The organism is Staphylococcus petrasii, assembly GCF_002902565.1.
In the GTDB taxonomy this organism is placed as follows: Bacteria; Bacillota; Bacilli; order Staphylococcales; family Staphylococcaceae; genus Staphylococcus; species Staphylococcus petrasii.
Genome location: NZ_PPRC01000016.1, coordinates 39,610 through 65,437, shown reverse-complemented (window position 1 = coordinate 65,437; position 25,828 = coordinate 39,610). Strand labels below are relative to the sequence as shown.

19 protein-coding genes and 1 pseudogene are annotated in these 25,828 nt (G+C 33.7%); 2 read left to right on the top strand and 18 right to left on the bottom strand.

Annotated features, from left to right (window positions below):
- Positions 1–11: 11 nt before the first annotated feature.
- The 8 genes and pseudogenes from trmFO to ylqF form a co-directional block, all read right to left on the bottom strand.
- Positions 12–1,319, bottom strand: coding sequence for an FADH(2)-oxidizing methylenetetrahydrofolate--tRNA-(uracil(54)-C(5))-methyltransferase TrmFO (gene trmFO, locus CD127_RS03695; RefSeq protein WP_103298958.1), 1,308 nt, complete (start codon positions 1,317–1,319; stop codon positions 12–14).
- 20 nt (positions 1,320–1,339) lie between these two features.
- A complete protein-coding gene (topA, locus tag CD127_RS03690; protein WP_103365812.1) occupies positions 1,340–3,409 on the bottom strand; it encodes a type I DNA topoisomerase in 2,070 nt (689 codons plus the stop codon).
- A 200-nt stretch (positions 3,410–3,609) separates the two neighbouring features.
- The gene (gene dprA, locus CD127_RS03685) at positions 3,610–4,473 is read right to left on the bottom strand and encodes a DNA-processing protein DprA (RefSeq protein ID WP_103365811.1); all 864 of its coding nucleotides are present in this window, start codon (positions 4,471–4,473) and stop codon (positions 3,610–3,612) included.
- A 196-nt stretch (positions 4,474–4,669) separates the two neighbouring features.
- A pseudogene (locus tag CD127_RS03680) lies at positions 4,670–5,898 on the bottom strand (aminoacyltransferase).
- Positions 5,899–6,109: 211 nt separating this feature from the next.
- On the bottom strand, positions 6,110–7,015 hold the full coding sequence (sucD, locus tag CD127_RS03675) for a succinate--CoA ligase subunit alpha (RefSeq protein WP_103297855.1): 906 nt from the start codon (positions 7,013–7,015) through the stop codon (positions 6,110–6,112).
- A gap of 21 nt (positions 7,016–7,036) precedes the next feature.
- Positions 7,037–8,203 carry an ADP-forming succinate--CoA ligase subunit beta gene (sucC, locus tag CD127_RS03670; protein ID WP_103297856.1) on the bottom strand — a complete coding sequence of 389 codons (1,167 nt, stop codon included), beginning with the start codon at positions 8,201–8,203 and terminating at the stop codon, positions 7,037–7,039.
- 111 nt (positions 8,204–8,314) lie between these two features.
- A complete protein-coding gene (locus CD127_RS03665; protein WP_103365810.1) occupies positions 8,315–9,082 on the bottom strand; it encodes a ribonuclease HII in 768 nt (255 codons plus the stop codon).
- Positions 9,066–9,950 carry a ribosome biogenesis GTPase YlqF gene (gene ylqF / locus CD127_RS03660; protein ID WP_103297858.1) on the bottom strand — a complete coding sequence of 295 codons (885 nt, stop codon included), beginning with the start codon at positions 9,948–9,950 and terminating at the stop codon, positions 9,066–9,068. The genes CD127_RS03665 and ylqF overlap by 17 nt, the downstream gene beginning before the upstream one ends.
- Before the next feature lie 239 nt (positions 9,951–10,189).
- On the opposite strand from ylqF, the gene CD127_RS03655 reads away from it, so the two are divergent.
- Positions 10,190–12,781: a YfhO family protein gene (locus tag CD127_RS03655; protein WP_103365809.1), complete on the top strand. Its 2,592-nt coding sequence runs from the start codon at positions 10,190–10,192 to the stop codon at positions 12,779–12,781.
- 1 nt (position 12,782) lies between these two features.
- The gene (locus tag CD127_RS03650; protein WP_103365808.1) at positions 12,783–15,413 is read left to right on the top strand and encodes a YfhO family protein; all 2,631 of its coding nucleotides are present in this window, start codon (positions 12,783–12,785) and stop codon (positions 15,411–15,413) included.
- 108 nt (positions 15,414–15,521) lie between these two features.
- Here CD127_RS03650 and rplS read toward each other — a convergent pair whose 3' ends face one another.
- The 10 genes from rplS to CD127_RS03600 form a co-directional block, all read right to left on the bottom strand.
- A complete protein-coding gene (rplS, locus tag CD127_RS03645; RefSeq protein WP_103297861.1) occupies positions 15,522–15,872 on the bottom strand; it encodes a 50S ribosomal protein L19 in 351 nt (116 codons plus the stop codon).
- Between the two features lie 104 nt (positions 15,873–15,976).
- Complete coding sequence (gene trmD / locus CD127_RS03640; protein WP_103365807.1) at positions 15,977–16,714, bottom strand: tRNA (guanosine(37)-N1)-methyltransferase TrmD; 738 nt, start codon at positions 16,712–16,714, stop codon at positions 15,977–15,979.
- Positions 16,714–17,217: a ribosome maturation factor RimM gene (gene rimM, locus CD127_RS03635; RefSeq protein WP_103365806.1), complete on the bottom strand. Its 504-nt coding sequence runs from the start codon at positions 17,215–17,217 to the stop codon at positions 16,714–16,716. Before rimM ends, trmD begins: the two co-directional genes overlap by 1 nt.
- 120 nt (positions 17,218–17,337) lie before the next feature.
- A complete protein-coding gene (gene rpsP / locus CD127_RS03630) occupies positions 17,338–17,613 on the bottom strand; it encodes a 30S ribosomal protein S16 (protein WP_103297864.1) in 276 nt (91 codons plus the stop codon).
- Between the two features lie 453 nt (positions 17,614–18,066).
- Complete coding sequence (gene ffh / locus CD127_RS03625) at positions 18,067–19,437, bottom strand: signal recognition particle protein (protein WP_103297865.1); 1,371 nt, start codon at positions 19,435–19,437, stop codon at positions 18,067–18,069.
- A 25-nt stretch (positions 19,438–19,462) separates the two neighbouring features.
- Complete coding sequence (locus CD127_RS03620) at positions 19,463–19,795, bottom strand: putative DNA-binding protein (protein ID WP_103297866.1); 333 nt, start codon at positions 19,793–19,795, stop codon at positions 19,463–19,465.
- Positions 19,782–21,005 (bottom strand): signal recognition particle-docking protein FtsY, encoded by a 1,224-nt coding sequence (ftsY, locus tag CD127_RS03615; protein ID WP_103297867.1) that lies wholly within the window; start codon positions 21,003–21,005, stop codon positions 19,782–19,784. Before ftsY ends, CD127_RS03620 begins: the two co-directional genes overlap by 14 nt.
- Positions 21,002–24,571: a chromosome segregation protein SMC gene (smc, locus tag CD127_RS03610; protein ID WP_103365805.1), complete on the bottom strand. Its 3,570-nt coding sequence runs from the start codon at positions 24,569–24,571 to the stop codon at positions 21,002–21,004. The genes ftsY and smc overlap by 4 nt, the downstream gene beginning before the upstream one ends.
- Before the next feature lie 66 nt (positions 24,572–24,637).
- Positions 24,638–25,348, bottom strand: a complete 711-nt coding sequence (rnc, locus tag CD127_RS03605) for a ribonuclease III (protein WP_221270256.1) — start codon at positions 25,346–25,348, stop codon at positions 24,638–24,640.
- A 110-nt stretch (positions 25,349–25,458) separates the two neighbouring features.
- Positions 25,459–25,692, bottom strand: coding sequence for an acyl carrier protein (locus tag CD127_RS03600; protein ID WP_001830184.1), 234 nt, complete (start codon positions 25,690–25,692; stop codon positions 25,459–25,461).
- Between the last annotated feature and the right edge of the window lie 136 nt (positions 25,693–25,828).

The following is a 25,828-nucleotide window of genomic DNA, read 5'->3' as shown; positions in this document are numbered from 1 at the left end:
TAAATTAAAACTTATAGTGTCTTCTTATAGTTCTCAAGATATTCTAAAGCTCTGTTTGCTTGTGCTTCGTAACGTTCTTTTTTATCTTTAATACGTTTCTCTAATGAAGGAAGCAAGCCGAAATTAGCATTCATAGGTTGGAAGTTCTTTTCATTCTTAGCATGAGAAATATAATATGCCATACTACCTATCATTGTTTCTCTAGGGAAAATAACTTCGCCTTTATTTTGAAGTTTATGTGCTAAATTAATTCCAGCTACAAGCCCACTTGCTGCACTTTCAACATAACCTTCAACACCAGTCATTTGACCAGCAAATTGAATTCTTTTCTCATTAATTAACTCATATTTTTCATTTAAAACATCTGGTGAATTAATGAACGTGTTTCTGTGCATTACACCGTATCTTACGATATCAACATTTTCTAAGCCTGGAATTAATCGGATAACTTCTTTTTGCGCGCCCCATTTTAAATGCGTTTGGAAACCAACAATATTATAAAGTGTACCAGCCGCATCGTCTTGACGTAATTGTACAACTGCATATGGGCGTTTACCTGTTTTAGGATCTTCAAGACCAACTGGTTTCATAGGTCCGAATAATAATGTTTTACGACCACGTTCAGCCATTACTTCAAAAGGCATACAACCTTCGAAATATTTTTCTTTTTCAAATTCATTTGTTGGCGCAACTTCCGCTTCAAGCACTGCATCATAAAAACGGTTAAACTCTTCTTCTGTCATTGGACAGTTTAAGTATGCCGCTTCACCTTTATCATAACGTGATTTTAGATACACTTTATCCATATCAATTGAATCTTTTTCAATAATAGGCGCTGCAGCATCATAGAAATATAATTGGTCTTTGCCAGTAATTTCTACGATTTCTTTAGCTAAGTTCTCAGTAGTTAATGGTCCAGTAGCAATGATTGTATAGCCTTCTGGGATGCTATGAATTTCTTCATTTAATACAGTCACATTTGGATGATTTCTTAATGTGTCAGTGATGTATCCTGAAAAGTCATGTCTATCAACAGCTAAAGCGCCTCCTGCTGGTACTCTAGCTTTATCAGCAGCTGCAATGATTAATGAGTCTAAGCGTCTCATTTCTTCTTTTAATACACCTACGCCGTTTGTTAATGCATTACCTCTCAATGAGTTAGAACATACTAATTCAGCAAATTTATCAGTATGGTGCGCTGGTGTTTGTTTCACTGGACGCATTTCAATTAGGTTAACTTTAATTCCTCGTTGTGCTAATTGGTAAGCAGCTTCTGAACCAGCTAAACCTGCACCAACTACGTTAACGGTTTGACTCATATTGATCCTCCTTAAAATTTCTATTTCTGAACTTCTTCTTTATAGTCACAATTTGAACAAATAACTTGAGAGCTACGTCCTTTCTTATGTTCCATAAGATAGTGATTACATTTTGGACAATCACGCCCTACTGGTTTATCCCATGAAATAAAGTCGCACTCTGGATAATTTGAACAGCCGTAGAATAATCTATTTTTCTTAGATTTTCTTTCTACTACATCGCCATCTTTACATTTAGGGCAAGTAACGCCAATTGTTTTAACAATAGCTTTAGTATTTCTACAATCAGGGAAATTAGAACAAGCCATAAATTTACCGTAACGGCCCATTTTAATAACCATTGGCGAACCACAGACTTCGCAATCTTCTCCAGCTGGCTCGTCTTTGATTTCAACTTTTTCCATTTCCTCTTCAGCACGTTCAACATCTAATTTGAAACTGCCATAGAAATTATCAATTACTTTTCTCCAGCCAATATCACCTTCAGCAATTTTATCTAAAAGTGTTTCCATATTAACTGTAAATTCTACATCTATGATTTCTGGGAAGTAATCTCTAACTTGTTCATACACAATTTCACCTAATTCAGTAGGTACAAATCGTTTACTTTCAAGTTTTACATAATTTCTTTTTTGAATTGTATCAATTGTCGGTGCATACGTTGATGGTCTACCGATTTTCAATTCTTCTAATGTTTTAACTAGACGTGCTTCTGTATAACGTGGAGGTGGTTGTGTAAAGTGTTGTGATGGTTCAATCTGTGTTGCAGTAACTTTATCGCCTTCACTTAATTTTGGTAATTTGTTTTCTTTTTCATTTTCTTTATCGTCTTTAGCTTCAACATATAAAGTCATAAAGCCTTTAAATTTAATAGTTTGTCCATTAGCTCTAAACTTAATGTCATTTTGAGTGACGTCTAAAGCTACAGTATCTAAAATAGCTGGTGCCATTTGACTCGCTACAAAACGTTCCCAAATTAATTTATATAAACGATGTTGATCACGAGTTAAATACGCTTTCATTTCATCAGGCGTACGTAATGTACTTGTAGGACGAATTGCCTCATGGGCATCTTGGTCCCCTTGTTTGCCTTTAGCTGTACGACGAGAAACATACTCTTTTCCGTATTTATCTTCAATATAATTTTTCGCTTCGTCTTTAGCTGATTGAGAAATACGTGTAGAGTCTGTACGCATGTAAGTAATTAAACCAACTGTCCCTTGTCTTTTTAAATCAATACCTTCATACAATTGTTGCGCAAGCATCATCGTTTTACGTGCTTTAAAGTTTAATTTACGCGCCGCTTCTTGTTGAAGTGTTGAAGTTGTAAAAGGATTAGCTGGATTTCTTGTTTTTTCTTTTTTGTTTACATTCGTAATTTCAAATTCATCGCCATTAAGTTCAGCTGTGATTTTTTCTACATCTTTCTTAGTCTTTAATTTAAATGGTTTATTTTTATAATGTAAAAATTTCGCATTAAATTTTGATTTTTTATATCTAAATTCGCCTTCAATTGTCCAATATTCTTCAGGTTTGAAATTGCGAATTTTATTTTCTCTATCAATCACTAATCTTAATGCTACTGATTGCACACGTCCTGCTGATAAACCTTTTTTTACTTTCTTCCATAATACTGGAGAAATGTTATAACCTACTAATCTATCTAAAATACGACGCGCTTGTTGAGCATCTACTAAATCCATTTGAATATCACGTGGATGCTTAAAACTTTCTTTAACCGCGTCTTTTGTAATTTCATTAAATACTACTCTGTTTTCTTTTGTATCATCAAGTTCTAAAATTTTTGATAAATGCCAAGCAATCGCTTCACCTTCACGGTCGGGGTCACTCGCTAGGAAAACTTTTTTCGCTTTCTTAGCATGTTTTTTCAAATCTTTAACGACGGGACCTTTACCGCGAATAGTAATATATTTTGGTTCATAATTATCTTCTACATCGACACCCATTTGACTTCTTGGTAAGTCACGAACATGTCCCATAGAAGCAATAACTTTATATTTTTTACCTAAATATTTTTCAATGGTTTTAGCTTTTGCAGGCGACTCAACTATGACTAAATTATCTGCCAAAGTGAATTCCCCCTTGCTTTTTCAATTACTAAAGATAAATGATAAACGGTCGATTTTGATTTTGTCAATATTTAACTTTAATTAAATTCGTTTTTGATCACCATTTAAATTAGTTTCTATTAACATATAATATCAACTTATTTCGCAATATAAATTATCATTTATAACAATTTTAGCAATTTTTTAAAAATTGACCATACTTAATAATCATTCAATATATCTTGTGCTTCTGAAACTATCATTGCTCCTTCTTGAGCTCTTAACAAGTTTCCTTTTGTTAATGGGTTAAACATAGAGCCTGGTAATACATATACATTTCTATTTTGTTCAATCGCACAATCTATCGTGATTTGGCTACCGCTTTTAATACCTGCTTCAGTAATTAGAACCCCTTTTGATAAACCACTAATTAGACGATTACGTTGTGGAAAGTGATACCTTGTAATATTAACAAATGGTGGATATTCACTAATAACTAATCCTTTTTCTTCAATTATATATCGTAGTTTTTCAGTTTCTTTAGGATAGTGTTTTAAATGACCATGACCTAAAACCGCAATAGTAGGTAAATTAAACTTTAACGCGTAATGATGTGCTAAACTATCTGCACCTTTAGCTAGTCCTGAAACAATAGTAAGAGGTATATGAGTGAAGTTTGAGAAGAGATATTGCATGGCGTGAGAGGAATATTGAGTAGCGACACGTGAGCCAACAACGCCTAATGTATTAGTAGAAGATAGTAAATTGATATTTCCTTTATAAAATAAAATCAATGGATAATCATAAATTTGCTTGAGTAGCGGAGAATAAGAAGCATTAAATGAAGAAATAAATTTCATATGATGACTTGATAAATGATCTATAATTTCGTTGATGTTAACTTTAATAAATCGGTCTACAAGTTCTTTTTTAGTATAAAGATTTTCCCAAGTTCTTAAAGTATCTACTTGATCTCTGAATGAAAAACTTAAATAATCAGGATACAAGTTTAATAATTGATGGATCTGTTGTGTTGAATACCCAGCCCATCTAAGTTTCAATAAAACTATTTCGTTGTCTGACATGATGTTTTCTCCTTTGTAACTATTATAGTACAAATTATTCGTAAAAAAATTTCATTTGTAAGACAATTCGCTTTAAAAATTAAATCAAAATTTAATGAGTAAAACCTCGCCATTCCTTATGTAAACTAATCCTACTTTTCTCCTTAATAAAAAAGAGTAGAGATTTCTATTTCTTTCTTCTCTACATCAATTTTCTTTATTTCTTATACAGTTTATATAAAAATTTGTTAACAGGTTTAATAAAATCGCCTACATACTCTTCAACAAATGCATTAAAACCTTTTTTAAATTGTTGAACACCGTAATCTTCTGCGTTTTCACCGAATTCTCAGTTTTTCCATAGAAATTATAGCGTGGTATTCCTTTCTCTTTTGCAAAGAGAATCATGTCCCACTGTAATCGGTAAGCACCCATAAATTCATTATACTTAGGATTAGAGCCACTAGATAAGTAATACATTTCATGGTTATTGTAAATAAATAATGCTGCTGCTAAATCGAGTAACGTTCCGTCTGTTATGATTAACTGTTCGGTTTTGGCTACTTTTTTACATACACTTTCTAATTGTTGTGTTAATTGCTGATATTTGGTTTTATTCTTTTTCGAATTAGAGTTAGTTTCCAATGTTTTTTTCAATTCATTAATAGTAGCTTCTAACTCTACTATTTTATTCTTTAACAATCTTAAATATTTATTTAAATCAATATAAGCTAACTTTATACACGCTCTATCTCCATAAATTTCTAACATTTGCTTGAAATAAGGCTCTTCTTGAAAATGGAAACCATGTTTCTCTTCAGCCATATGAAATAATCGATAAAATCTATTTGTTTCATTAATAGTTAAAGTTTTAACTTCAACATCCATTTCTAACGTTTTTAAAATATTTCTTCTAGTTTGGTATGACATATCTTTTAAAATTTGTTGTTCAGTTTTGTCCTTCAAATCTAAAATAGAATGCCAACGTATTTGACTCATATCTGAATAGCCAGTAGTAAAACCTTGATGTTGATAACCTAAACGCTTCATTACTTTAAACCACTGTTTATTATTAAATCGTTCTATAATTTCTCCATCTGCAGTTCTTAAATGTTCTAAAACATAAGGATCCACTAATATATAAATTCCTCTACGTCTACGAACATATCGAGTTAAATTTTTAAAGAAAAAGTTGACTAGTTCTAAATTAGAATAGTCCATTACTGGTCCACGGTGTGTATAAAAATATTTAAAAACTTTCAATGCACGAGCATCAGTTAATAAGCATGCAGCTATTACTTTTCCAGCTTCTTTAACGCCTACTAAATGAACGCCTTTATTATGTTTAATTCGATATTGGTATAAATCTGTTGATTGAGTATAATGAGAAAAATGTTGTTCAACGTAGTCTTTAAACTCATCAGGGGTAAGTGAAGTAAATTTCATAGGTGTTTAACTCTCTTTCAATTAAATTGCTAAATTGTAAATTTTAATTATCTTTTAATATGTTGGATAGTTTGCTGGCTAGCCACTACAAACAATACAATAAAAAAATTATAATATATAAAATATATGATTTAAAGCCTGATTCCAACGCAAAAAAGCCTAGACTCCACCAATTTGGAATCTAGGCTATCAAATTTGAGATGATATCAAATTATTTTACTGTTAATAATTCTTCATAAATGCCAGCTTCTTTAGCTGCTTCGATTAAAGTTGTACCAATTTCTGAAGGTGTATCTGCAGTTTTAACACCACAATCGTTTAATGTTTTAATTTTTTCATCTGCAGTACCTTTACCACCAGAAATGATCGCACCAGCGTGGCCCATACGTTTACCTGGAGGAGCAGTTTGCCCACCAATGAAACCTACTACTGGTTTCTTCATGTTAGCTTTAATCCATTCAGCTGCTTCTTCTTCAGCTGTACCACCGATTTCACCGATCATTACAACTGCTTTAGTTTCTTCATCTTCATTGAATGCTTTAAGAACATCGATGAAGTTTGTACCGTTAACTGGGTCGCCACCGATACCTACAGCTGTAGTTTGACCAATGCCTTCTTCAGTTAATTGATGTACAGCTTCATAAGTTAATGTACCAGAACGTGAAACTACGCCTACATGACCTTTTTTATGGATATATCCAGGCATGATACCGATTTTACATTCATCAGCAGTGATAACACCTGGGCAGTTTGGTCCTACTAAACGTGTTTTTCTACCTTCTAAGTATCGTTTAACTTTGATCATGTCGATAACTGGAATATGTTCAGTAATACAAATAACCATATCTAAATCTGCATCAGCCGCTTCTAAAATAGAATCTGCAGCAAATGGTGCTGGAACATAAACAACTGATACATTTGCCCCTGTTTCTTCTTTAGCTTCTGCTACTGTATTGTATACTGGCACGCCTTCAACGACTTGTCCGCCTTTACCTGGTGTTACACCAGCAACGATTTGTGTGCCATAATCAAGCATTTGTTTTGTATGGAAAAGGGCAGTAGACCCTGTAATACCTTGTACCATTACTTTAGTATTCTTATCTATAAATACACTCATCTTAGTGTTCCCATCCTTTCCTTACGCTTCTTTAACAAGTTTAACAATTTTTTGTGCGCCTTCAGCCATTGTAGCTGCTGGTTCGATTGCTAATCCTGAATCGTTTAAGATTTGTTTACCACGTTCAACGTTAGTACCTTCTAAACGTACAACTAAAGGTAAAGTTAAATCTACTTCTTTAACTGCTGCTACGATACCTTCAGCGATAACGTCACATTTCATGATTCCACCAAAGATATTTACAAAGATACCTTTAACATTGTCATCACCTAAGATGATCTTGAATGCTTCAGTAACTTTTTCTTTAGTAGCACCGCCCCCAACGTCTAGGAAGTTAGCTGGATTTCCACCAAAATGATTAATTGTATCCATTGTGGCCATAGCTAAACCAGCACCGTTAACCATACAACCGATATCTCCATCTAATGCGATGTATGATAAGTCATATTTAGATGCTTCAATTTCTTTTGGATCTTCTTCTTCTAAATCACGTAATTCTTGAATATCTTTATGTCTAAATAAAGCATTGTCATCAAAGTTAAGTTTCGCATCTAAAGCTAAAACGTCACCGTCACCAGTTGTTACTAATGGGTTAATTTCAACGATAGAGCAATCTTTTTCTACAAATACATTGTATAAAGAAAGTAAGAATTTCGCTGCTTTATTAACTGATTCTTTAGGAATGTTAATATTGAAAGCAATACGACGTGCTTGGTAAGGTGATAAACCTACAACTGGGTCGATTGTTTCTTTAAAGATTTTTTCTGGTGTTTTAGCAGCTACTTCTTCAATTTCAGTACCGCCTTCTTCAGAAGCCATTAAAGTAATACGATCAGTTGCGCGGTCAATAACGAAACCTACATAATATTCTTTTTGAATATCGCAACCTTGTTCGATGTATAAACGTTTTACTTCTTTACCTTCTGGACCAGTTTGGTGTGTAACTAATTGTTTCCCTAATAATTCATTAGCGTAAGTTTCAACTTCAGATAGTGATTTAGCAATTTTAACACCACCTGCTTTACCTCTACCCCCAGCGTGGATTTGTGCTTTTACCACATAAACATCTGAGTCTAATTCTTTCGCCTTTTCTACTGCTTCTTCAGCAGTGAATGCAACGCGTCCTTCTGGAACTGCTACGCCCATAGAACGAAATATTTCTTTACCTTGATACTCGTGGATATTCATCTTCCATCCTCCTGTTTCTTAGGTTAAGTTCATTTTCAATTATAAAAAATGAAAGCGCTATTGTAAACTGAAACTGTTTCATTTTTTGCAATAAATTTAAAATTCAAATAATTACAACATAGATTTCACTGGTTCAAAGCTCTTGCGATGATATGGCGTAACGCCTAATTTATTTAATCCTTCAAGATGGGCTTTCGTGCCATAGCCCACATTTTTATCGAAATCATAACCAGGATATGCTTCAGCAATTTCTTTCATTAATGTATCTCGATATTCTTTAGCCATAATACTTGCAGCCGCTATCGATACGCTTTTAGCATCCCCTTTAATAATTGAAGTTTGAGGGACGGAATTATCTAAGGTCATCGCATCAATTAACAAGTGATCAGGCTGGTATTTTAATTGCGCAATGGCACGTTCCATTGCTACTTTTGTCGCATTATAAATATTTAATTGGTCGATTTCTTCTGCACTCGCTATGCCATATGCATAATCTACTACACCTTCTTTGAGTTGTTGATTTAGCAACTCGCGTTTGACAGCTGAGACTTTTTTCGAATCATCTAACCCTAAATATTGATGACCGGGATTAAGTATGACAGCGCAAGCCACTACAGGTCCTGCTAATGGCCCACGCCCTACTTCATCTATCCCACAAATTAATGCTTCAGGATGTCTTTCAAGCAATTCATTCTCATATTTATTCATAACTTGATAATGCTGAATGATTTCTTGCTCTTTTAAAAGTTGTTTGCGACGTTGAGCGATACTTTGTTGCACGCCTTTACGACTATCAGCATTTAGTTCATGATTATCTAATTCTTCAACATCTGTGATTGTGGCTAATAATTCTTTGACTTCTTTAATTGTTTGCGCCATCGTTTAACTCACTTTTCATTTCAGCATATAAGTCAAAGCAATATGTGCCGATTTTAGCATTACGAACATCGTTAATAATTAATTCAATAACCGCTTCATAATCTACTTCATTACCACGTTGTAATAGACCTCGACGGCGACCAATAGCATCGAACCATTCTAACATTTCAGCATCTTCAGGCACATCAATTTTATAATGCTGTTTGAATCCTTCTAAATCGTGTTTAATCAAGAATTCTAAACCATAAATCGCTACTTCGTCTAAATGCACGATACTATCTTTAATCGCACCCGTTAAACTTAATTTCTTACCTACTAATTCATCTTCGAATTTAGGCCAAAGGATCCCTGGTGTATCTAATAATTGTAATGATTGACCCACTTTAATCCATTGTTGTTGCTTAGTAACGCCAGGTTTATTTCCTGTTTGAGCGATATTCTTTCTAGCTAATTTATTAATAAGCGTTGATTTACCTACATTCGGAATACCTACAATCATGGCGCGAATTGCACGTGGTTTTAATCCTTTTGCTTTTTCTCTTTCAAACTTTTCTTTCGTCGCTTCAATAGCTGCTGTTTCAACGTTTTTTAAATTTTTCCCGTGCTTAGCATCAACCGCTACAGGATAATAGCCTTTATCTACAAAGAAGCGCTCCCATTTTTGCATTTCATTTAAATTAGCCATATCTTTTTTATTTAGAATAACCACTCTTGGTTTTTGCTTAATGACATCGTCGATCATTGGATTTCGTGAACTATATGGAATACGTGCATCTACTAATTCAAAGACCACGTCCACTTTTTTTAATTGTTCCGTAACCTCTCTTTTGGCTTTTGCCATATGGCCTGGATACCATTGAATTGGCATATTCATTCACCTTTCTTTCATTAATTTTATGTCGATTTCAACTTTTTGATTATACTTGAAAATTAAAACCTTCACCACTAATCATGTATGTTCTCTATCATTTTATCATTCGTATTTAATATGAGTGAACTATTAGAGGTTATATTACTTTATCAGCATGCTCAAATTACTTTATTCCTATCCACGAATAGCCTACAATTTAATTATGAAAATGATTTAAAATACGTTAGAGGTTAAATATGAAGAAATTTCTAATACATATATGCTTATTCTTAGCACTTGCTTTAATTGGCCATAGCTACATTATTTACCGCTTCATTCACGACGGTATTTTATTCACTGGTCCGAATGACGGTATGGAACAAATGGTTCCTATTCAAATGTATTTATTTGAGAAGTGGAGTCATGGCAATCTATTTTATGCTACGGATTTTGGTTTAGGTGGAGACTTTTTCACTGACTTAAGTTATTACTTCTCTACTAATTTATTATTTATTTTAAACGTTATTATTATATTAATATTAAAAACTTTTATAAACTTACATACTCAAGATTTAATGTTTTGGATGATTGATGCACTCATTATATCAATTATCAAAGCAGCCATTGCGCTATATTGTACCTATTTATATAGTAAATGGATTTCTAAAAATACATGGCTAAGTTTAATCATGGCCTTTCTATTCGTCATGTCACCTCTATACTATCGTTTTACCGTTTATTGGCCATTTTTTAGTGATGTTTTTATTTGGATGCCACTTCTACTATTGTCAATTGAACGTGTATTACAGAAGCGAAAGTTTGGCTTATTCATAGTGACTGTCACACTACTATTAATTAATAATTTCTATTTCGCTTATTATTTATGCTTAATAGGTGCAGGTTACATATTAATACGTATTATCTTTAGACATCCTAAAGATACGATTTCACGTGGAAAAGCCCTGTTATTGTTAGTTACTAGTGCATTATTAGCGCTTGGTAACAGTTTATTTATTTTCTTTCATGGCGCACAAAGTTTTTTAAACAATCGACGTATTCCTTTTTCAGGTGACGTTCCTGCTTTTGAAAAATTAGACATTAATACTAATGTATTCTTTGATAACTATCTTATTGTCATATTGTTTATTACAATCCAAGCTTTATTGTCGTTTAACTTATATAAACACTATTACTATCGACTGTTTGCGATACTCACATTCATTTTTATTATATGTAGTTTTATTCCATTTGTGGACCAAGTGTTTAATGGCTTTTCTGCACCACAAAAACGTTGGCACTTTATACTAGCGTTCAATTCAGCAATATTGATTGGTCTATTTCTAAAATATTATCGTACGTTAAATCTTAAAACTTACATAATACCTAATCTTATAGCTGAAATAGTTATTTTTAGTAGTGCCATTGTATATCATAAGTTCGTAGCTTGGTTAATACTTGTCCCACTAGTGTCACTCATTGGTTTAATTATTTTATTAGTAAAAGATACGTCTAATCGTATAAAGTTGAATTATATATATGGAATATCCATTATCTTATTAAGCATTGTAGTATCTATTGTATTTATAAATAATCAAATTTATTTTAAAGATCATCGAGATCGTGCCAATACTTTCTATGTAAATTCAAGTTTATATAGTTCAGATTTACAACGCGCGCTTGTCAGAGAAATGGTGAACGATAAGCAAGAAGATGAGCGTATAGATTGGCGCGTAAATGAGCAAGATAATACGCCGATGTATCAACATTTCAAGGGCTTAAGTCTTTATTCAAGTATCTTCCATCATAATATTCTTGATTTTTATTACGATGCCTTGAAGATTAATTTAGCTGAAGAATCATTGAGTCGCTATCAATCTATCAATGGTCGTCAAAATCTCGCAAGTTTATTCTCTATTCGTTATATAATGTTAAAAGAATATCAAGGTAATTTGCCTGAGCATTTTCAAAAATTAAAAACAAGCGGACAATACACAATATATGAAAATAAACTTAATCTTCCGTCAGTAAAAGTGACAAACAATATTTATAATAGCAAGAGCTTAACTACAGCAATAGATAGAGAACATGCGATGCTAGATGGCGTCATTATGGAAAACAAAGGGACTAAGTACACCGCTAAAGCGCCTGACTTACTTAATAAAGTAGACATGCAATCTCATAACATCAAGAAGCTAGGCAAACATAAATATAAAGTTGTGGGTGGCAAAGGCGGTACCATCACTTTACATCTCCCTGCTTCATTACGGGAAAAGTATGATGATTTCTATCTTACAATGATGATTAAACGCGGCAATCCAGATAGTAATTATACGGTTGCGGTAAATAATTATGCGAACCATCGTCTATTCAATAATTCAACGTACCGAACTGGTGTAGATACGCAACTTTACCGCACGCAACCTGATAAAAACGGTAATATTACTATCATGTTATCTCCAGATGGCGAATTTAATATGAAGTTACTCGATTTAAATGGAGAAAATTATGATACGCTTAAACAGGCTTATCGACATAAAGATCATGGTAATTACAAAGATATTAAAAATGGTGTGGAAGTCCATCTAGATAAACATCATAAAGGAATGGCTTCAATCAATATACCTTATCGCGATGGCATGCGCGCCTATGTGGATGGAGAGCGCGTTAACCCAGTAAAAGTAAATTACATGATGACAGGTGTGCCTGTAAATGCATCTGCTAAAACGATTACCATTAAGTATCAACCACCTTATTGGAATACAATGATATTCATTTCTTTAATTAGTATGATGATTAGCTTCATATTTGTAAGACTTAACAATTCAAAAAAGAGAAAGATGAGGAAATAAATTGATTAAGAAAGTTTGGACTAAACCATTATGGACATTTGGATTCATTTTTATCGTTGCTAATTTGGTGTCGTTAGCAATTTATTATCCATTTATACGCGATTATATTAGAGAGGGATTTGTGTTTAGTGGTTCTGGCGATGGTTTCAGACAAATGATGCCTTTTCAGCTCTATTTATATGAGCATTTTACTCAATTCAAAGGTTTTTATGACCAATCATTTGGTTTAGGGGGCGACTATGTTAAAGGGCTTGCTTATTATTACTCCCTTTCCCCTATTATGTGGGTTAATTTCATCTTTATTTGGCTTGGAGAGACTTTATTTAATTGGAATCCCCATGAAATTGATTTTTGGCCACTTAACCAATTGATTGTTGCATACATCAGAACAATTATTACATTTATCTGTGCATTCTATTGTTTTAGATGGTTAAAATTAAAACCCGTACCATTATTAATAGCGACTATCTCATATGGCGCTTCAACGCTCATACTATACTACAACTTTACTTGGTCGTTTTATGGCGATTTATTGATTTTCTTACCATTATCAATATGGGGAATGGAACGTTTCTTCCAACAACGAAAAATTGGCTTATTTATATTTTCAGTGGCGTTAACTTTATTTTCTAATTTTTACTTTAGCTATTATCAAGCCATCGTATTAGGCATATATTTCTTATTACGCCTAATTTTTACATATCGCTACGATATCGTTTCGCGTTGGCAAAAGTTTTATCTACTAGCTTGTGGCGCAATTTTAGCGTTACTTTCTAGTATTTTAGGTTTCTACACTGGCGTCTCATCATTTTTAAATAATGATAGACAGCAAAATAATGAATTTAACATTTCGTTATTTACTGATTTAACTCAAAATAAATATTACATATTCTCAAACGGTTTTTATATCACAGTGTCAATTATTGCACTAGTCGCATTATTATCGTTTAAATTATACAAACATGACTATTATCGTATTTTTGCGATTATTACTTGGTTTTTATTAATTGGTTCCCTTTCACAATACTTTGATAGTGCATTTAACGGTTTTTCATTACCACAACGTCGCTGGGTTTATTTCTTATCCTTCTCGACAAGTGTGTTGATTGCTTTATTTATCCAACATTTATCAGAATTATCGTTGAAACATTATTTATTTGCTGCGGTACCGGTCTTCATTTTCGGCATACTTAAATTAATCTTTGCTGAGGGCTATGTTCATTGGATGGTCGTACCTTTAGCATTAATGATTATACTTGCTTTCTTAATTTGGAAGAAAAAGTGGTTACATCACCCTACCATACTGGTAGCAATCGTTCTTATCTTCGTCGTACAACAAGTTGTTTTAACGCATGATTCAAGAGAGCGTACGATTGATCCGTATGCCACTACAATGAAGACAATTCATGATCCTAGTTATCATAACAATGCGCTTGCTAACAAGATTAACCATATTAATGACGCGAGTAACGATCCGTTCCATCGCATTGATTACATGTCGATGTACGCTTTAAATTCACCGTTTATTTATCATTATAATGGCATATCCCTATATTCCAGCATTTTCGATGGAAGTATCCTAAACTATTATGATAAATTAATGCAAATCAATATGCCGGTGGATAAGAATAGTACCTATCGTTATTTAGGTAACCGTGCGAATTTAGAAGCAATGTGGGACGTTCAAGACCGCTTCCGTCACCCTGATGATTTGAACATGCCTTATGGTTTTGAAAAGGCAGAGACAATCACTGAGGACAAAGATACATTACTTCATTCTAAAAATAAGATAGATTATCCAGCTGCACATGTTACTGATAAGATTTACAATGCCAGTGACCTTAAATCGCCTTTAGATCGTGAACAAGCCATGTTACAAGGTGTCGTGCTAGATGGTAACGCTAAAAAAGCAAACACATCATTCAAACGTAATGACAACTTACTTGATGAAGCGGAAGAATCATTAAATAATGCCACTTGGCAAAATAAAAATCATCTTAAAGTAACGAAAGATGGTGGTGGCGTAACTTTATCATTACCACAATCTGTTGCAGATAAATATAAAGATATGTATGTAGAAATGGATGTAGAATTATTGGCGCCTGATAAAGCACATGATGTAGGTGTGAATGAATATGTTCAAAATCGTAATGCTTTAAGCTATAAATATCGTCGCTTTGTTACACCAGTTACTATGAGAGTGAAATCATCTGATAAGTTAAATATTCACCTTTCAAAAGGAAATTATCGCTTATCTGTAAAAGGTATTTATGGTGAAAATTACGATACCTTAAAACATGCTTCAAAAGAGTTAGAGCCTGTGAAAGTAAAAGATAATAGAAATGGTTATACTATTACAAAATCTAAAGGTGCTTCAGGTTATGTTGTTTTACCAACTGTATATGCAGATGGTATGAAAGCAAAGGTTAACGGTAGAGACGTTAACGTTGAAAAAGCAAATGGCATCATGACTGCAATTCCAGTCAATAAAAATGATACACACATTCGTTTAACGTATACACCACCTCACTTATTTACGTTAATAGTATTAAGTGTAATTGGAATCATAGGTAGCGTAATATTTAGCCTATGGGTAAAACGTAAAGGCCAACAATCTTCAAAACATCATTAACACAAAAAAAGACTTCCAACCTGGCATAAAGCCATGAGTTGGAAGTCTTTTTTATTGAGGTATACGTTGTGACTAACCCATACCTTTGTAATATCTTCAGTATGCTGATTAACGAATTTCTTGGATTCTAGCAGCTTTACCACGTAAACTACGTAAGTAGTATAATTTAGCACGACGTACTTTACCGCGACGTTTAACTTCGATTTTTTCGATTTTTGGAGTGTGTAATGGGAATGTACGTTCCACACCTACACCTGAAGAAATTTTACGAACTGTGAAAGTTTCTGAAATTCCTCCACCACGGCGTTTGATTACAACACCTTCGAATACTTGGATACGTTCACGTGAACCTTCCACGATACGTACGTGTACACGTAAAGTGTCACCAGTACGGAAAGCTGGTAAGTCTGTGCGTAATTGTGATTTAGTTACTGCTTCGATTAACTTATGATTACTCATTTTTATACTCTCCTTCAACCTATGTTCTTGCCTCGACATTCATATAGCAGCGGATCATAGTGATTTTTAGTGTCTTTTCACACTTGATATATATTAGCATACAACTAATCGTTTTTCAATTGCTTTTTATAGCTTTCTAAAATTTCTTTATCCTCATCAGTAAGTGGATACTGTTCTAATAAATCAGGACGCTTGTTATAAGTACGAATTAATTTTTGTTCATGACGCCACTTTTCAATATTAGCATGATTACCAGACAATAATACATCCGGCACCGTCATATTTTTAAATTCTCTTGGACGCGTATATTGCGGAAATTCCAACAAACCGTCTGAGAACGAATCATCTTGATGAGATTGCTCATTACCTAGCACACCAGGAATTAGACGCACAATCGCATCCGTCATCGTCATCGCAGGTAACTCGCCTCCAGTTAAGACGTAATCACCCATTGAAATTTCGTCTGTAACCAGATGCTCACGAATACGTTCGTCATAGCCTTCATAATGTCCACAGATAAAGACAATATGTTTAGCTTCGCTAAGTTCTTGTGCTATTTCTTGTGAAAATGGACGCCCTTGAGGACACATTAATATCACACGTGTATGCTCATCACGTTGAATATCTTCCATAGCATTAAATACAGGTTCCGGCTTTAACACCATGCCTTGACCGCCACCAAATGGATAATCATCTACTTGGTTATGTTTATTGACAGCATAATCTCTAAAATTAATAGTATTCATATTAATAATATTTTTATCTTGCGCTCGTTTTAAAATAGAATGATTAAGCACACCATCGAACATTTCTGGAAATAATGTTAAATAATCAATCTTCATTAGTCTAACAATCCTTCCATTGGCGTAATTCGAATTGATTTATTTTCAACATCAACTTCTTTAACTACATCGGCAATATAAGGGATAAGATATTCTTTGTCACCTTTCACTACCCATACATCATTCGCACCTGTTTCGAAAATGTTAATTACTCGACCGATTGGTGTATCTTCTTCATCAAACACTGTACATCCAATGATGTCTGAATAATAAAACTCATTCTCTTGTAATTCTATATCTTCATGATCACGTTCTTGATATAAATAGTCTCCCTTATACTGTTCAACATCATTAATGTTATTTATACCTTCAAATTTAAGCATGTGAAAGCCTTTATGTACACGGTAAGAAGTAACGGTTAACGGTATTTCATTATTATTGTGTTTAACTATTAATGTCTCTCCTGGCTGAAAACGTGTTTCTGTAAAATCTGAATTGGATTTCACTTTCACTTCGCCTTTAATTCCGTGTGTGTTAACAATCTGTCCCACTTCAACTTCCATATTGCGCCCCTCCTAATACATTAAGTTCATTTCTTACATAGTATCATGATTTTTTATTAAATAAAAAGACGCCACGAAGGGCGCCTTTGGTAAGTTTTAAAATGTTAAAACTTTCGCTAATTATTTAGCTTTCTTTTGTTCGTCAAAAGTTTTTAAAATACCTTGTTTAGATAAGATATTGTGAACTGTATCAGTTGGTTTAGCACCGTCTTTTAACCATTTTAAAGCTAATTCTTCGTCGATTTTAACTTCTGGTGCGTTAACGCTAGCTGGGTTGTAAGTACCGATTTGTTCGATAATACGACCGTCACGTGGAGCACGTGCGTCAGCTACAACGATACGATAGAATGGATTTCTTTTTGAACCTAAACGAGTTAAACGAATTTTAACTGCCATATATAAAACTCTCCTTTAAATCTTTTACTTTTTATTTTCTACAAGAAATAATATTAACAGTTCAATCAAACTTTGTAAAGACTTTTTTCTTTACCAAATCTAGATTTATGAAATAAATCGTAGATTTGGTTATGGGAGTGAGATAGAATTCTTCTGAATTCGTCCCCCAACTTGCTTTGTTGGTAAACTTTCTTAGGAAAGTTTTTGTGTTGGGGCCCCGTCACCCCCGTACAGTTGATTAGGCGCTTGAAATATTTTATTTCAAGTCCAATCAACCACTGCGAATGAGCTTTAGCTCAGGCGAACCTTTATTTAATTTTTTCAAAAATATACATTTGATTACGTACTAGCTTTAGCTAGGGTGTTCCACTATTAGATTTATGAAATAAACCATGCCTTTCAACACAAAATATCGAATTCCTACTCATAAGGAATTCGATATTTTCATTACTATTAAAATGGTAAGTTCATGCCTTTAAGCATATTTTCCATTTGGCTACGTTTACCTTTTTTGCCTTTACGTCCGCCACCAGTGAATTGTTTCATCATTTTCTTCATATCATTAAATTGTTTCATTAGTCGGTTTACTTCTTGTAAAGAACGACCTGAACCTTTAGCAATACGTTTTTTACGTGAAACATTTAAACTTGCTGGGTTTTCTCTTTCACTTGGTGTCATTGATTGGATAATCGCTTTAATATGGTCGATTTGTTTATCGCTCATATTTAATTTATCGATACCTTTCATTTTATTCATACCAGGTATCATTTTCATAATGTCATCAAGTGGACCTAGGTTTTTAACTTGATCTAGTTGTTCTAAGAAATCATCCAATGTGAATGATGATTCACGCATTTTCTTTTCTAAGTCTTTTGCTTTTTCTTGGTCGACGTCTTGTTGAGCCTTTTCAATAAGACTTAAAACATCCCCCATACCAAGAATACGAGAAGCCATACGTTCCGGATGGAACAGTTCTAAACCATCCATCTTCTCACTCATACCGACAAATTTAATTGGTTTCTGAGTAACAGAACGAATTGATAGCGCAGCACCACCACGAGTGTCACCATCTAATTTAGTTAAAGTGACACCTGTCACATCTAATTGGTCATCGAATGATTGTGCAACGTTAACGGCATCTTGACCTGTCATTGCATCGACAACTAACATAATTTCATTTGGTTTAGAAATTTCTTTAACTTCTTGAAGTTCGTTCATTAACGCTTCATCGATGTGTAAACGACCAGCTGTATCGATGATGACGAAATCAAGGTGTTCTTCTTTCGCATAACTTAAGGCATTCTCAACAATTTGTTGTGGCTTAACTTGATCCCCTTCGCTATATACAGGCACATCAAGTTGTTTACCTACTGTTTGTAATTGGTTAATCGCTGCTGGACGATAAATATCGGCAGCTACTAACATAGGCTTTTTGTTATATTTTTTACGCATTAATAATGCTAATTTACCAGCAGTTGTCGTTTTACCGGCACCTTGTAAACCTACCATCATTACAACTGTTGGTGGCTTATTAGCCATAGTAATAGATGTATTTTCTCCACCCATTAGTTGTGTTAATTCATCTTGTACAATTTTTATGACTTGTTGACCTGGTGTTAAAGATTGCATTACGTCTGAACCTAAAGCACGATCAGATACAGTCTTAACGAAGTCTTTAACTACTTTAAAGTTAACATCGGCTTCAAGTAATGCGAGACGTACTTCACGCATCATTGTTTTAATATCCGCTTCTGTGACTTTACCTTTACCACGGATTTTTTGCATCGTGGCTTGCAAGCGATCGGATAATCCTTCAAATGCCATGTTAATTGCCCTCCTTTTTTGAAAATTATTCCAATTCTTCTAATTGAGTAATATAATGTTTTAATTTATCTGGATCATTTAACGTTTGTTTCATTTCTTCATAGATAGTACGGCGTTGTTCGAATTTTTCATATAAGTTGAGTTTAGCTTCATAATCTTCTACTAAATCGCCAGTTCTTCTTATATTATCATAAACTGCCTGTCTACTCACATTAAATGTCTCTGCAATTTCACTTAAAGAATAGTCCTTTAGGTAAAATAATTCAAGATAATTTCTTTGTTTTTCAGTAAGTAATGATTGATAGAAATCAAACAAATAATTCATTCGTAAGGTTTTAACTAAATCATTTTTCCCCATTCGAATGTTCCTCATTATCAAAATCTAATTCAGCAACTTCATCAGGAATGTCTTCATTTTGTTCAATCATATCTGCAAATAAGCCATATACGTAACTTTCTGGGTTAAATGGTTGTAAGTCGTCTAATTTCTCACCAAGACCTACGTATTTAACTGGAATATGAAGTTCATTTCTGATAGCAAGCACGATACCACCTTTAGCAGTACCATCTAATTTAGTTAATACGATACCAGAGACGTTCGTTACTTCTTTGAATGAACGCGCTTGTGATAATGCGTTTTGACCAGTTGTAGCGTCTAAACATAATAACGCTTCATGTGGAGCGTCTGGTACAGCACGGCTAATGACACGTTTCATTTTATCTAATTCTTGCATTAAATTAGATTTGTTTTGTAAACGTCCAGCTGTATCACAAATTAAAATATCGACACCTTTATTTTTCGCAGCATTAATTGCGTCATATACAACCGCTGCTGGGTCTGAACCTTCACTTTGCTTAACAACTTCTACACCGACACGGTCGCCCCAAACTTGTAATTGTTCAATAGCTCCGGCTCTGAATGTATCGCCTGCAGCAAGCATAACTTTTTTACCTTCCATTTTATATCTGTGTGCTAATTTACCGATTGTAGTTGTTTTACCTACACCGTTCACACCTACCATTAAAATGACATTAAGGCGTCCATCTTCAAGGTTCATAGCTTCAGAATTATCGTCTTCTTGGTGATAAATTTCTACAATTTTCTCAACGATAACTTCACGTAAATCTTCAGTTTCTTTAATGTTACGACGTTGAGCTTCTGTACGTAATTCGTCAGTTAATTGCATTACAGTGTTAAATCCAACGTCTGCAGTAATCAACATTTCTTCTAATGCTTCGAAGAAATCTTCGTCTACTGTTCTATAACGTGCGATTAAATTATTAAGTTGTTCTTGGAAGTTTTGACGTGATTTTTCAAGACCAGCTTTGAATTTCGCACCCATTTTTTGTGCTTCAATTTCTTCAAAGTCTTCAATTGAAATTAAGCCATCTTCATCAAAGTCTGCTTCACTTAACTTACGAGGTTTCTTCTTAGGGGCAGGCTCTGCCATGTCATCTTGTTGTGATGATGACTCACCCTCTACCTCTTCGCTTTCAGATAATTCTTGTTCAATATCCTCAGTAGATTTAGATGAAAACTTATCTTTTAATCGTTTAAAAAAACTCATCCTTGCTCCTCCTTCATGACCTCATCTATAGTATTTAAATTGACGCTTACTAATTTTGAAACCCCTGATTCTTGCATTGTGACACCGTATAAACGATCCGAATATTCCATTGTGCCTTTACGATGTGTAATAACAATAAATTGAGTTTGTACTGATAATTCTTTTAAAAATTGAGCATAACGAATGACGTTTGCTTCATCAAGTGCAGCCTCTACTTCATCTAGTATAACAAATGGCGCAGAACGAACTTTTAATATGGCGAATAATAACGCAATAGCACTTAGGGCACGTTCACCACCACTTAATAATGAGAGATGTTGTAGTTTTTTACCTGGAGGCTGAACAATAATATCTACCCCAGCTGATAAATAATCATCATCTGTCAACTCTAATTTAGCATGTCCGCCACCAAATAACGACTGAAACACTGTCGTAAAGTGCGATTGAACTTGTACGAATGTTTCTTTAAAACGACCTTTTACTTCTTGGTCCATTTCTTCAATAATTTGTTCAAGCGTTTGTTTTGCTTCTCTCAAATCATTACGTTGATCGTTTAAGAACGTATAGCGTTCATTAATTTCTTCATATTGTTCTATCGCATTAATGTTAACAGGACCTAATTCATCGATAGACATTTTAGTCAATTTAACTTTCTTACGTAATGTTTCAATAGGTGTATCATCTTGATATTCTTCTCTAGCACGTTCAACTGTTAATTGATATTTCTCATTTAAATGATCAATGGCGTGATTGATTAACACGTCTAATTTAGATTGTTGTGCTTTAATATCTTGATAAAAGCTTTCAATTGATAATAAGTCTTGATGACATTCTTGTAATTGATATTCATGAATTTCTACGTCTTCATTGACTGACAAACGTTGTTGTTTCAATTCTTCTAATTGTTGAGTTACTGATTCACGTAACGCTTGTTTTTCTTGAATATTGTTTTGTAATTTATCAAAAGCTTGTTGCCCCATCATTTCATCTGAATTAAACAATTCAATCTTTTCATTAACGTTTGTTAATTGTTGTTGAATATTGCTAATTTGTTTTTCAGCACGATCTAATGATGATTTTTGAGCATTTATACGTTCTTTAATTACGGCAAGGTCAGAACGTTTTTGGTTTAAGTGTTGCTGCATTTTTGAAGTTGATTCTTTATCTTCTTTAGATAGTTGTGTATAACGCTCAATATCTTTTTCAAGCTGTGTAAGTTGTGTTTGAATTTCAACTAATCGATTTTGTTTTTCTGTTAGCGTTAAACGGCTTGTCTCACTTTGGTAGCCATCATTTTTTTCAAATTCAAATTCTTCATGCTCATCTTTAATATGTGCTTCTTGTGTTTTCAAGCGATCTAAAGCTAACGCTTCATTATGTGATTGTTCCTTTAAGTCATTATAATGTTGATTTAACTCAATATATTTATCGCTTAAACTTTCAACTTTTTGTTTATGTGTTTGTAATTGATGTTCGAAGTCTTGAGTTTGCTCTTCATAGTTTTTCAACTGAGCACGCATCGTAGTCAGTTCATCTTTTTGAGATAAAATACTCTTTGTCTTACGAGCGCCACCGCCTGTCATTGAACCACCAGGGTTAACGATGTCGCCTTCTAATGTGACAATACGCGTTTTATATTGTATGGCTTTTGCAAGTTCATTAGCATTTTTCAAATTATCGACAACGATTGTTGTGCCTAAAAGATTATCAACAATAGCTTGATACTGTTTGCTTACTGAGACCGCTTCTGACGCAACATTAATGAAACCATTGGAATTTTGCGCTGTTCTTTTTATATCTGCTGAAAGCATGCGAGGTTTAATTACGTTTAATGGCAAGAACGTCGCTCTTCCTAGGCCTTTTTGTTTTAAGAATTGAATAGCTTGGCGTCCTTCTTTTTCAGTTTCAACAATGACATGTTGTAAAGAAGCACCTAATGCCGTTTCAATCGCTTGTGTTAGTTCTGAAGGCACTTGAATAACTTCTGCTACTGCACCGTGAATACCTTGTAGTGTATTGCCTTTTGCTTTTAACACATGTTTAACGCCATTAAAGAAATAAGAATATTCTTCCTCTTGCGTCTCTAAACTTTCAATTCGAGCTCTCATTTTATCAGTATAGCGATACGCTTGATACAGTTTATCTTCATACTCAGTCTGTAACTGTTTTGCATCTGAGAGCGCTTTTTCTTGCTGTTGAATTTGTTTTTCTACATCTTTGAATTGGTTTGAAATAGTTTGATGACGTTCTTCAGTAATTGAAATTTCTTTTTGTATTTCTTTCAATTGATTAAAAGCTTCAACCAATCGTGTGTCTAATCGTGATTTTTTAGCTTCATTTTCTTTAAGTGTATGTTCTAAGAAGCGAATATCATTGTTAACATCAGATTGCTCTGACATTAATTCATAATAATCATTTTTTATGGCTTCAAGTTTTTCTTCATGCTGTTCATCAGAAACATAAAGCTTAGATTCTAAGTCATGTATTTCTGCATTTAAGCCTTTTTGTTTATCTTTTAAAGAGACAAGTTGTTGTGTAATTTCCTCTTTTTCTTTTTCAGCATTACTTAATTCTTCATTTAGATTTTCAATTTCTTCTTCAAAACGTGCATTAGTTTCAGATTGATTGCGTTTTCTTTCTTCTAAGACATTAAGTTGACCAGTAAACTTCTCATATTCTTCTGTTGCTTTAATTAAGTCATAGTTGAGTCGTTCTACATCTGTATCTATTTGTTGGCGTTTCGCCTTTTGTTTTTGTAAATATTGTGTGATTTGAGCTTGTTTCGCTTCTTTGTCAGCTTGCTGACTTTTCAATTCATTCAATCTATTATCTAATTGTCGATTATCCTCTGAATACTGATCGATGTCATGTACAGTAACAATCACATCACTTTGTTTCATTTCTTTAGATAATTGTAAGTATTCTTTAGCTATCGATGCCTCAGCTTTAAGTGGCTCTACGCGTCCTTCTAAATCATATAATATATCTTCTACTCGAGATAAATTATCTTCAGTTTGGCCAAGTTTCTGTAATGACTCTGCTTTACGCTTTTTATATTTGAGTACACCCGCAGATTCTTCTAGAATTTGGCGTCTATCGATAGGTTTTGCATTTAAAATCTCGTCTACTCTTCCTTGAGAGATAATACTAAATGCTTCTTTTCCTAAACCAGAATCTAAAAATAGTTCAGTAATATCTCGTAAGCGTGCTCGATCGTTATTTAAATAATATTCACTTTCGCCACTGCGGTATAATCGGCGTGTCACAACGATATTATCAGCATCAATTTGTAATTGTCTGGTAGAGTTATCTAAATTAAGTTGTACTTCTGCATAGTTTTGAGCATTACGATGTTCTGCTCCTGAAAAGATAATATCTTCCATTTTAGAGCCACGAAGGGATTTAGCTGATTGTTCACCTAGTACCCATTTAATGGCATCTGTGATATTACTTTTCCCACTACCATTTGGTCCTACAATTGCCGTGACACCTTTATCGAATTGCACATTCGTGTGGTCAGCAAATGATTTGAAACCAATGGCATCAATTGATTTTAAATAAACCATTCTATTCTCCTTAATACATTCATACTCATTCTTGTTGATAAGGGACAATTATTAATATCATTCTATTTAGGCATCTAATTGTTTTAATTTAGTATAGGCACGTTCAGCTGCTTTTTGTTCGGATTCTTTTTTCGTTTTTCCTTGTCCCGTTGCGACTGCCTCATTTTCCAAAATAACTTCAGACGTAAATAGACGGTGATGTGCTGGGCCTTCTTCTTTAATAAGGCGATATGTCACATCTCCTCTATTTTGACTGTGCACAAATTCTTGGAATTGTGTTTTAAAATCTACCACACCTATTAATTCATTATCTTCAACATGTGGGAATATCACTTTCTCAGCAAATTGCCAAACGACTTCTAAGCCTTGGTCAAGATATAAGGCGCCTACAAATGCTTCAAACGCATCTGAAACGAGTGATGGACGTGTTCTTCCTCCCGTTTTTTCTTCACCTTTACCTAATAAAATTAACTGGTTTAAACCGATTTTATTTGCAAATATTACAAGTGAGGGCTCACATACAATTGTTGCACGCATTTTAGTTAAATTCCCTTCAGGTAAGTCAGGGTGTTTATCAAAAAGATAACGTGAAACCGTCAATTCTAATACCGCATCTCCTAAAAATTCTAAACGTTCATTGTGTTCTAAACGATCCATATTGAAATCATTTATAAAACTCGAGTGTGAAAATGCTTGTTGATATAATTCGATATTTGAATATTCAAATCCAAGCGATTTCATTTTTTCCGAAAATTGTTGTCGAAACTCATTTACCATTGCTATTTTCTTTGGATTTGTCACACTAGAACCTCCATTATATCTATTCTAAGATTGATTCTTATGAAAAAAATCTGAGCCATCCTGTAGACGACTCAGATGTAGGTTTTTTATTTTTCAAGACTATTGATATACTTAACAGCATCACCAACAGTGTTGATTTTTTCAGCTTCTTCATCTGGAATTTCAGTACCAAATTCATCTTCTAATTCCATTACTAATTCAGCGATATCAAGTGAGTCAGCGCCTAAATCATCTTTGAATGATGCATCTTCAGTTACTTTGTCAGCATCAACACCTAAACGGTCAACGATGATATCTTTTACTTTATCGAAGTTTTCCACGTCGATTCACCTCCTTTAAAAGTGTCTATCCATAGACTATTTTATTTTCCCATTTTAGTGGTTAAAATACAAGCATTTATTAGCATTGTAAAGATACTATTTACACTATGTGAAGTATAAATTTCTATACTAAAAT

What these genes read in the sequence shown, in the direction of transcription:
- trmFO (WP_103298958.1), bottom strand. Translation starts at nt 1,319, where the DNA reads ATGAGTCAAACCGTTAACGTAGTTGGTGCAGGTTTAGCTGGTTCAGAA.
- dprA (WP_103365811.1), bottom strand. Translation starts at nt 4,473, where the DNA reads ATGTCAGACAACGAAATAGTTTTATTGAAACTTAGATGGGCTGGGTAT.
- sucD (WP_103297855.1), bottom strand. Translation starts at nt 7,015, where the DNA reads ATGAGTGTATTTATAGATAAGAATACTAAAGTAATGGTACAAGGTATT.
- sucC (WP_103297856.1), bottom strand. Translation starts at nt 8,203, where the DNA reads ATGAATATCCACGAGTATCAAGGTAAAGAAATATTTCGTTCTATGGGC.
- CD127_RS03665 (WP_103365810.1), bottom strand. Translation starts at nt 9,082, where the DNA reads ATGGCGCAAACAATTAAAGAAGTCAAAGAATTATTAGCCACAATCACA.
- ylqF (WP_103297858.1), bottom strand. Translation starts at nt 9,950, where the DNA reads ATGCCAATTCAATGGTATCCAGGCCATATGGCAAAAGCCAAAAGAGAG.
- CD127_RS03655 (WP_103365809.1), top strand. Translation starts at nt 10,190, where the DNA reads ATGAAGAAATTTCTAATACATATATGCTTATTCTTAGCACTTGCTTTA.
- rplS (WP_103297861.1), bottom strand. Translation starts at nt 15,872, where the DNA reads ATGAGTAATCATAAGTTAATCGAAGCAGTAACTAAATCACAATTACGC.
- trmD (WP_103365807.1), bottom strand. Translation starts at nt 16,714, where the DNA reads ATGAAGATTGATTATTTAACATTATTTCCAGAAATGTTCGATGGTGTG.
- rimM (WP_103365806.1), bottom strand. Translation starts at nt 17,217, where the DNA reads ATGGAAGTTGAAGTGGGACAGATTGTTAACACACACGGAATTAAAGGC.
- rpsP (WP_103297864.1), bottom strand. Translation starts at nt 17,613, where the DNA reads ATGGCAGTTAAAATTCGTTTAACTCGTTTAGGTTCAAAAAGAAATCCA.
- ffh (WP_103297865.1), bottom strand. Translation starts at nt 19,437, where the DNA reads ATGGCATTTGAAGGATTATCCGATCGCTTGCAAGCCACGATGCAAAAA.
- CD127_RS03620 (WP_103297866.1), bottom strand. Translation starts at nt 19,795, where the DNA reads ATGGGGAAAAATGATTTAGTTAAAACCTTACGAATGAATTATTTGTTT.
- ftsY (WP_103297867.1), bottom strand. Translation starts at nt 21,005, where the DNA reads ATGAGTTTTTTTAAACGATTAAAAGATAAGTTTTCATCTAAATCTACT.
- smc (WP_103365805.1), bottom strand. Translation starts at nt 24,571, where the DNA reads ATGGTTTATTTAAAATCAATTGATGCCATTGGTTTCAAATCATTTGCT.
- rnc (WP_221270256.1), bottom strand. Translation starts at nt 25,348, where the DNA reads ATGGTAAATGAGTTTCGACAACAATTTTCGGAAAAAATGAAATCGCTT.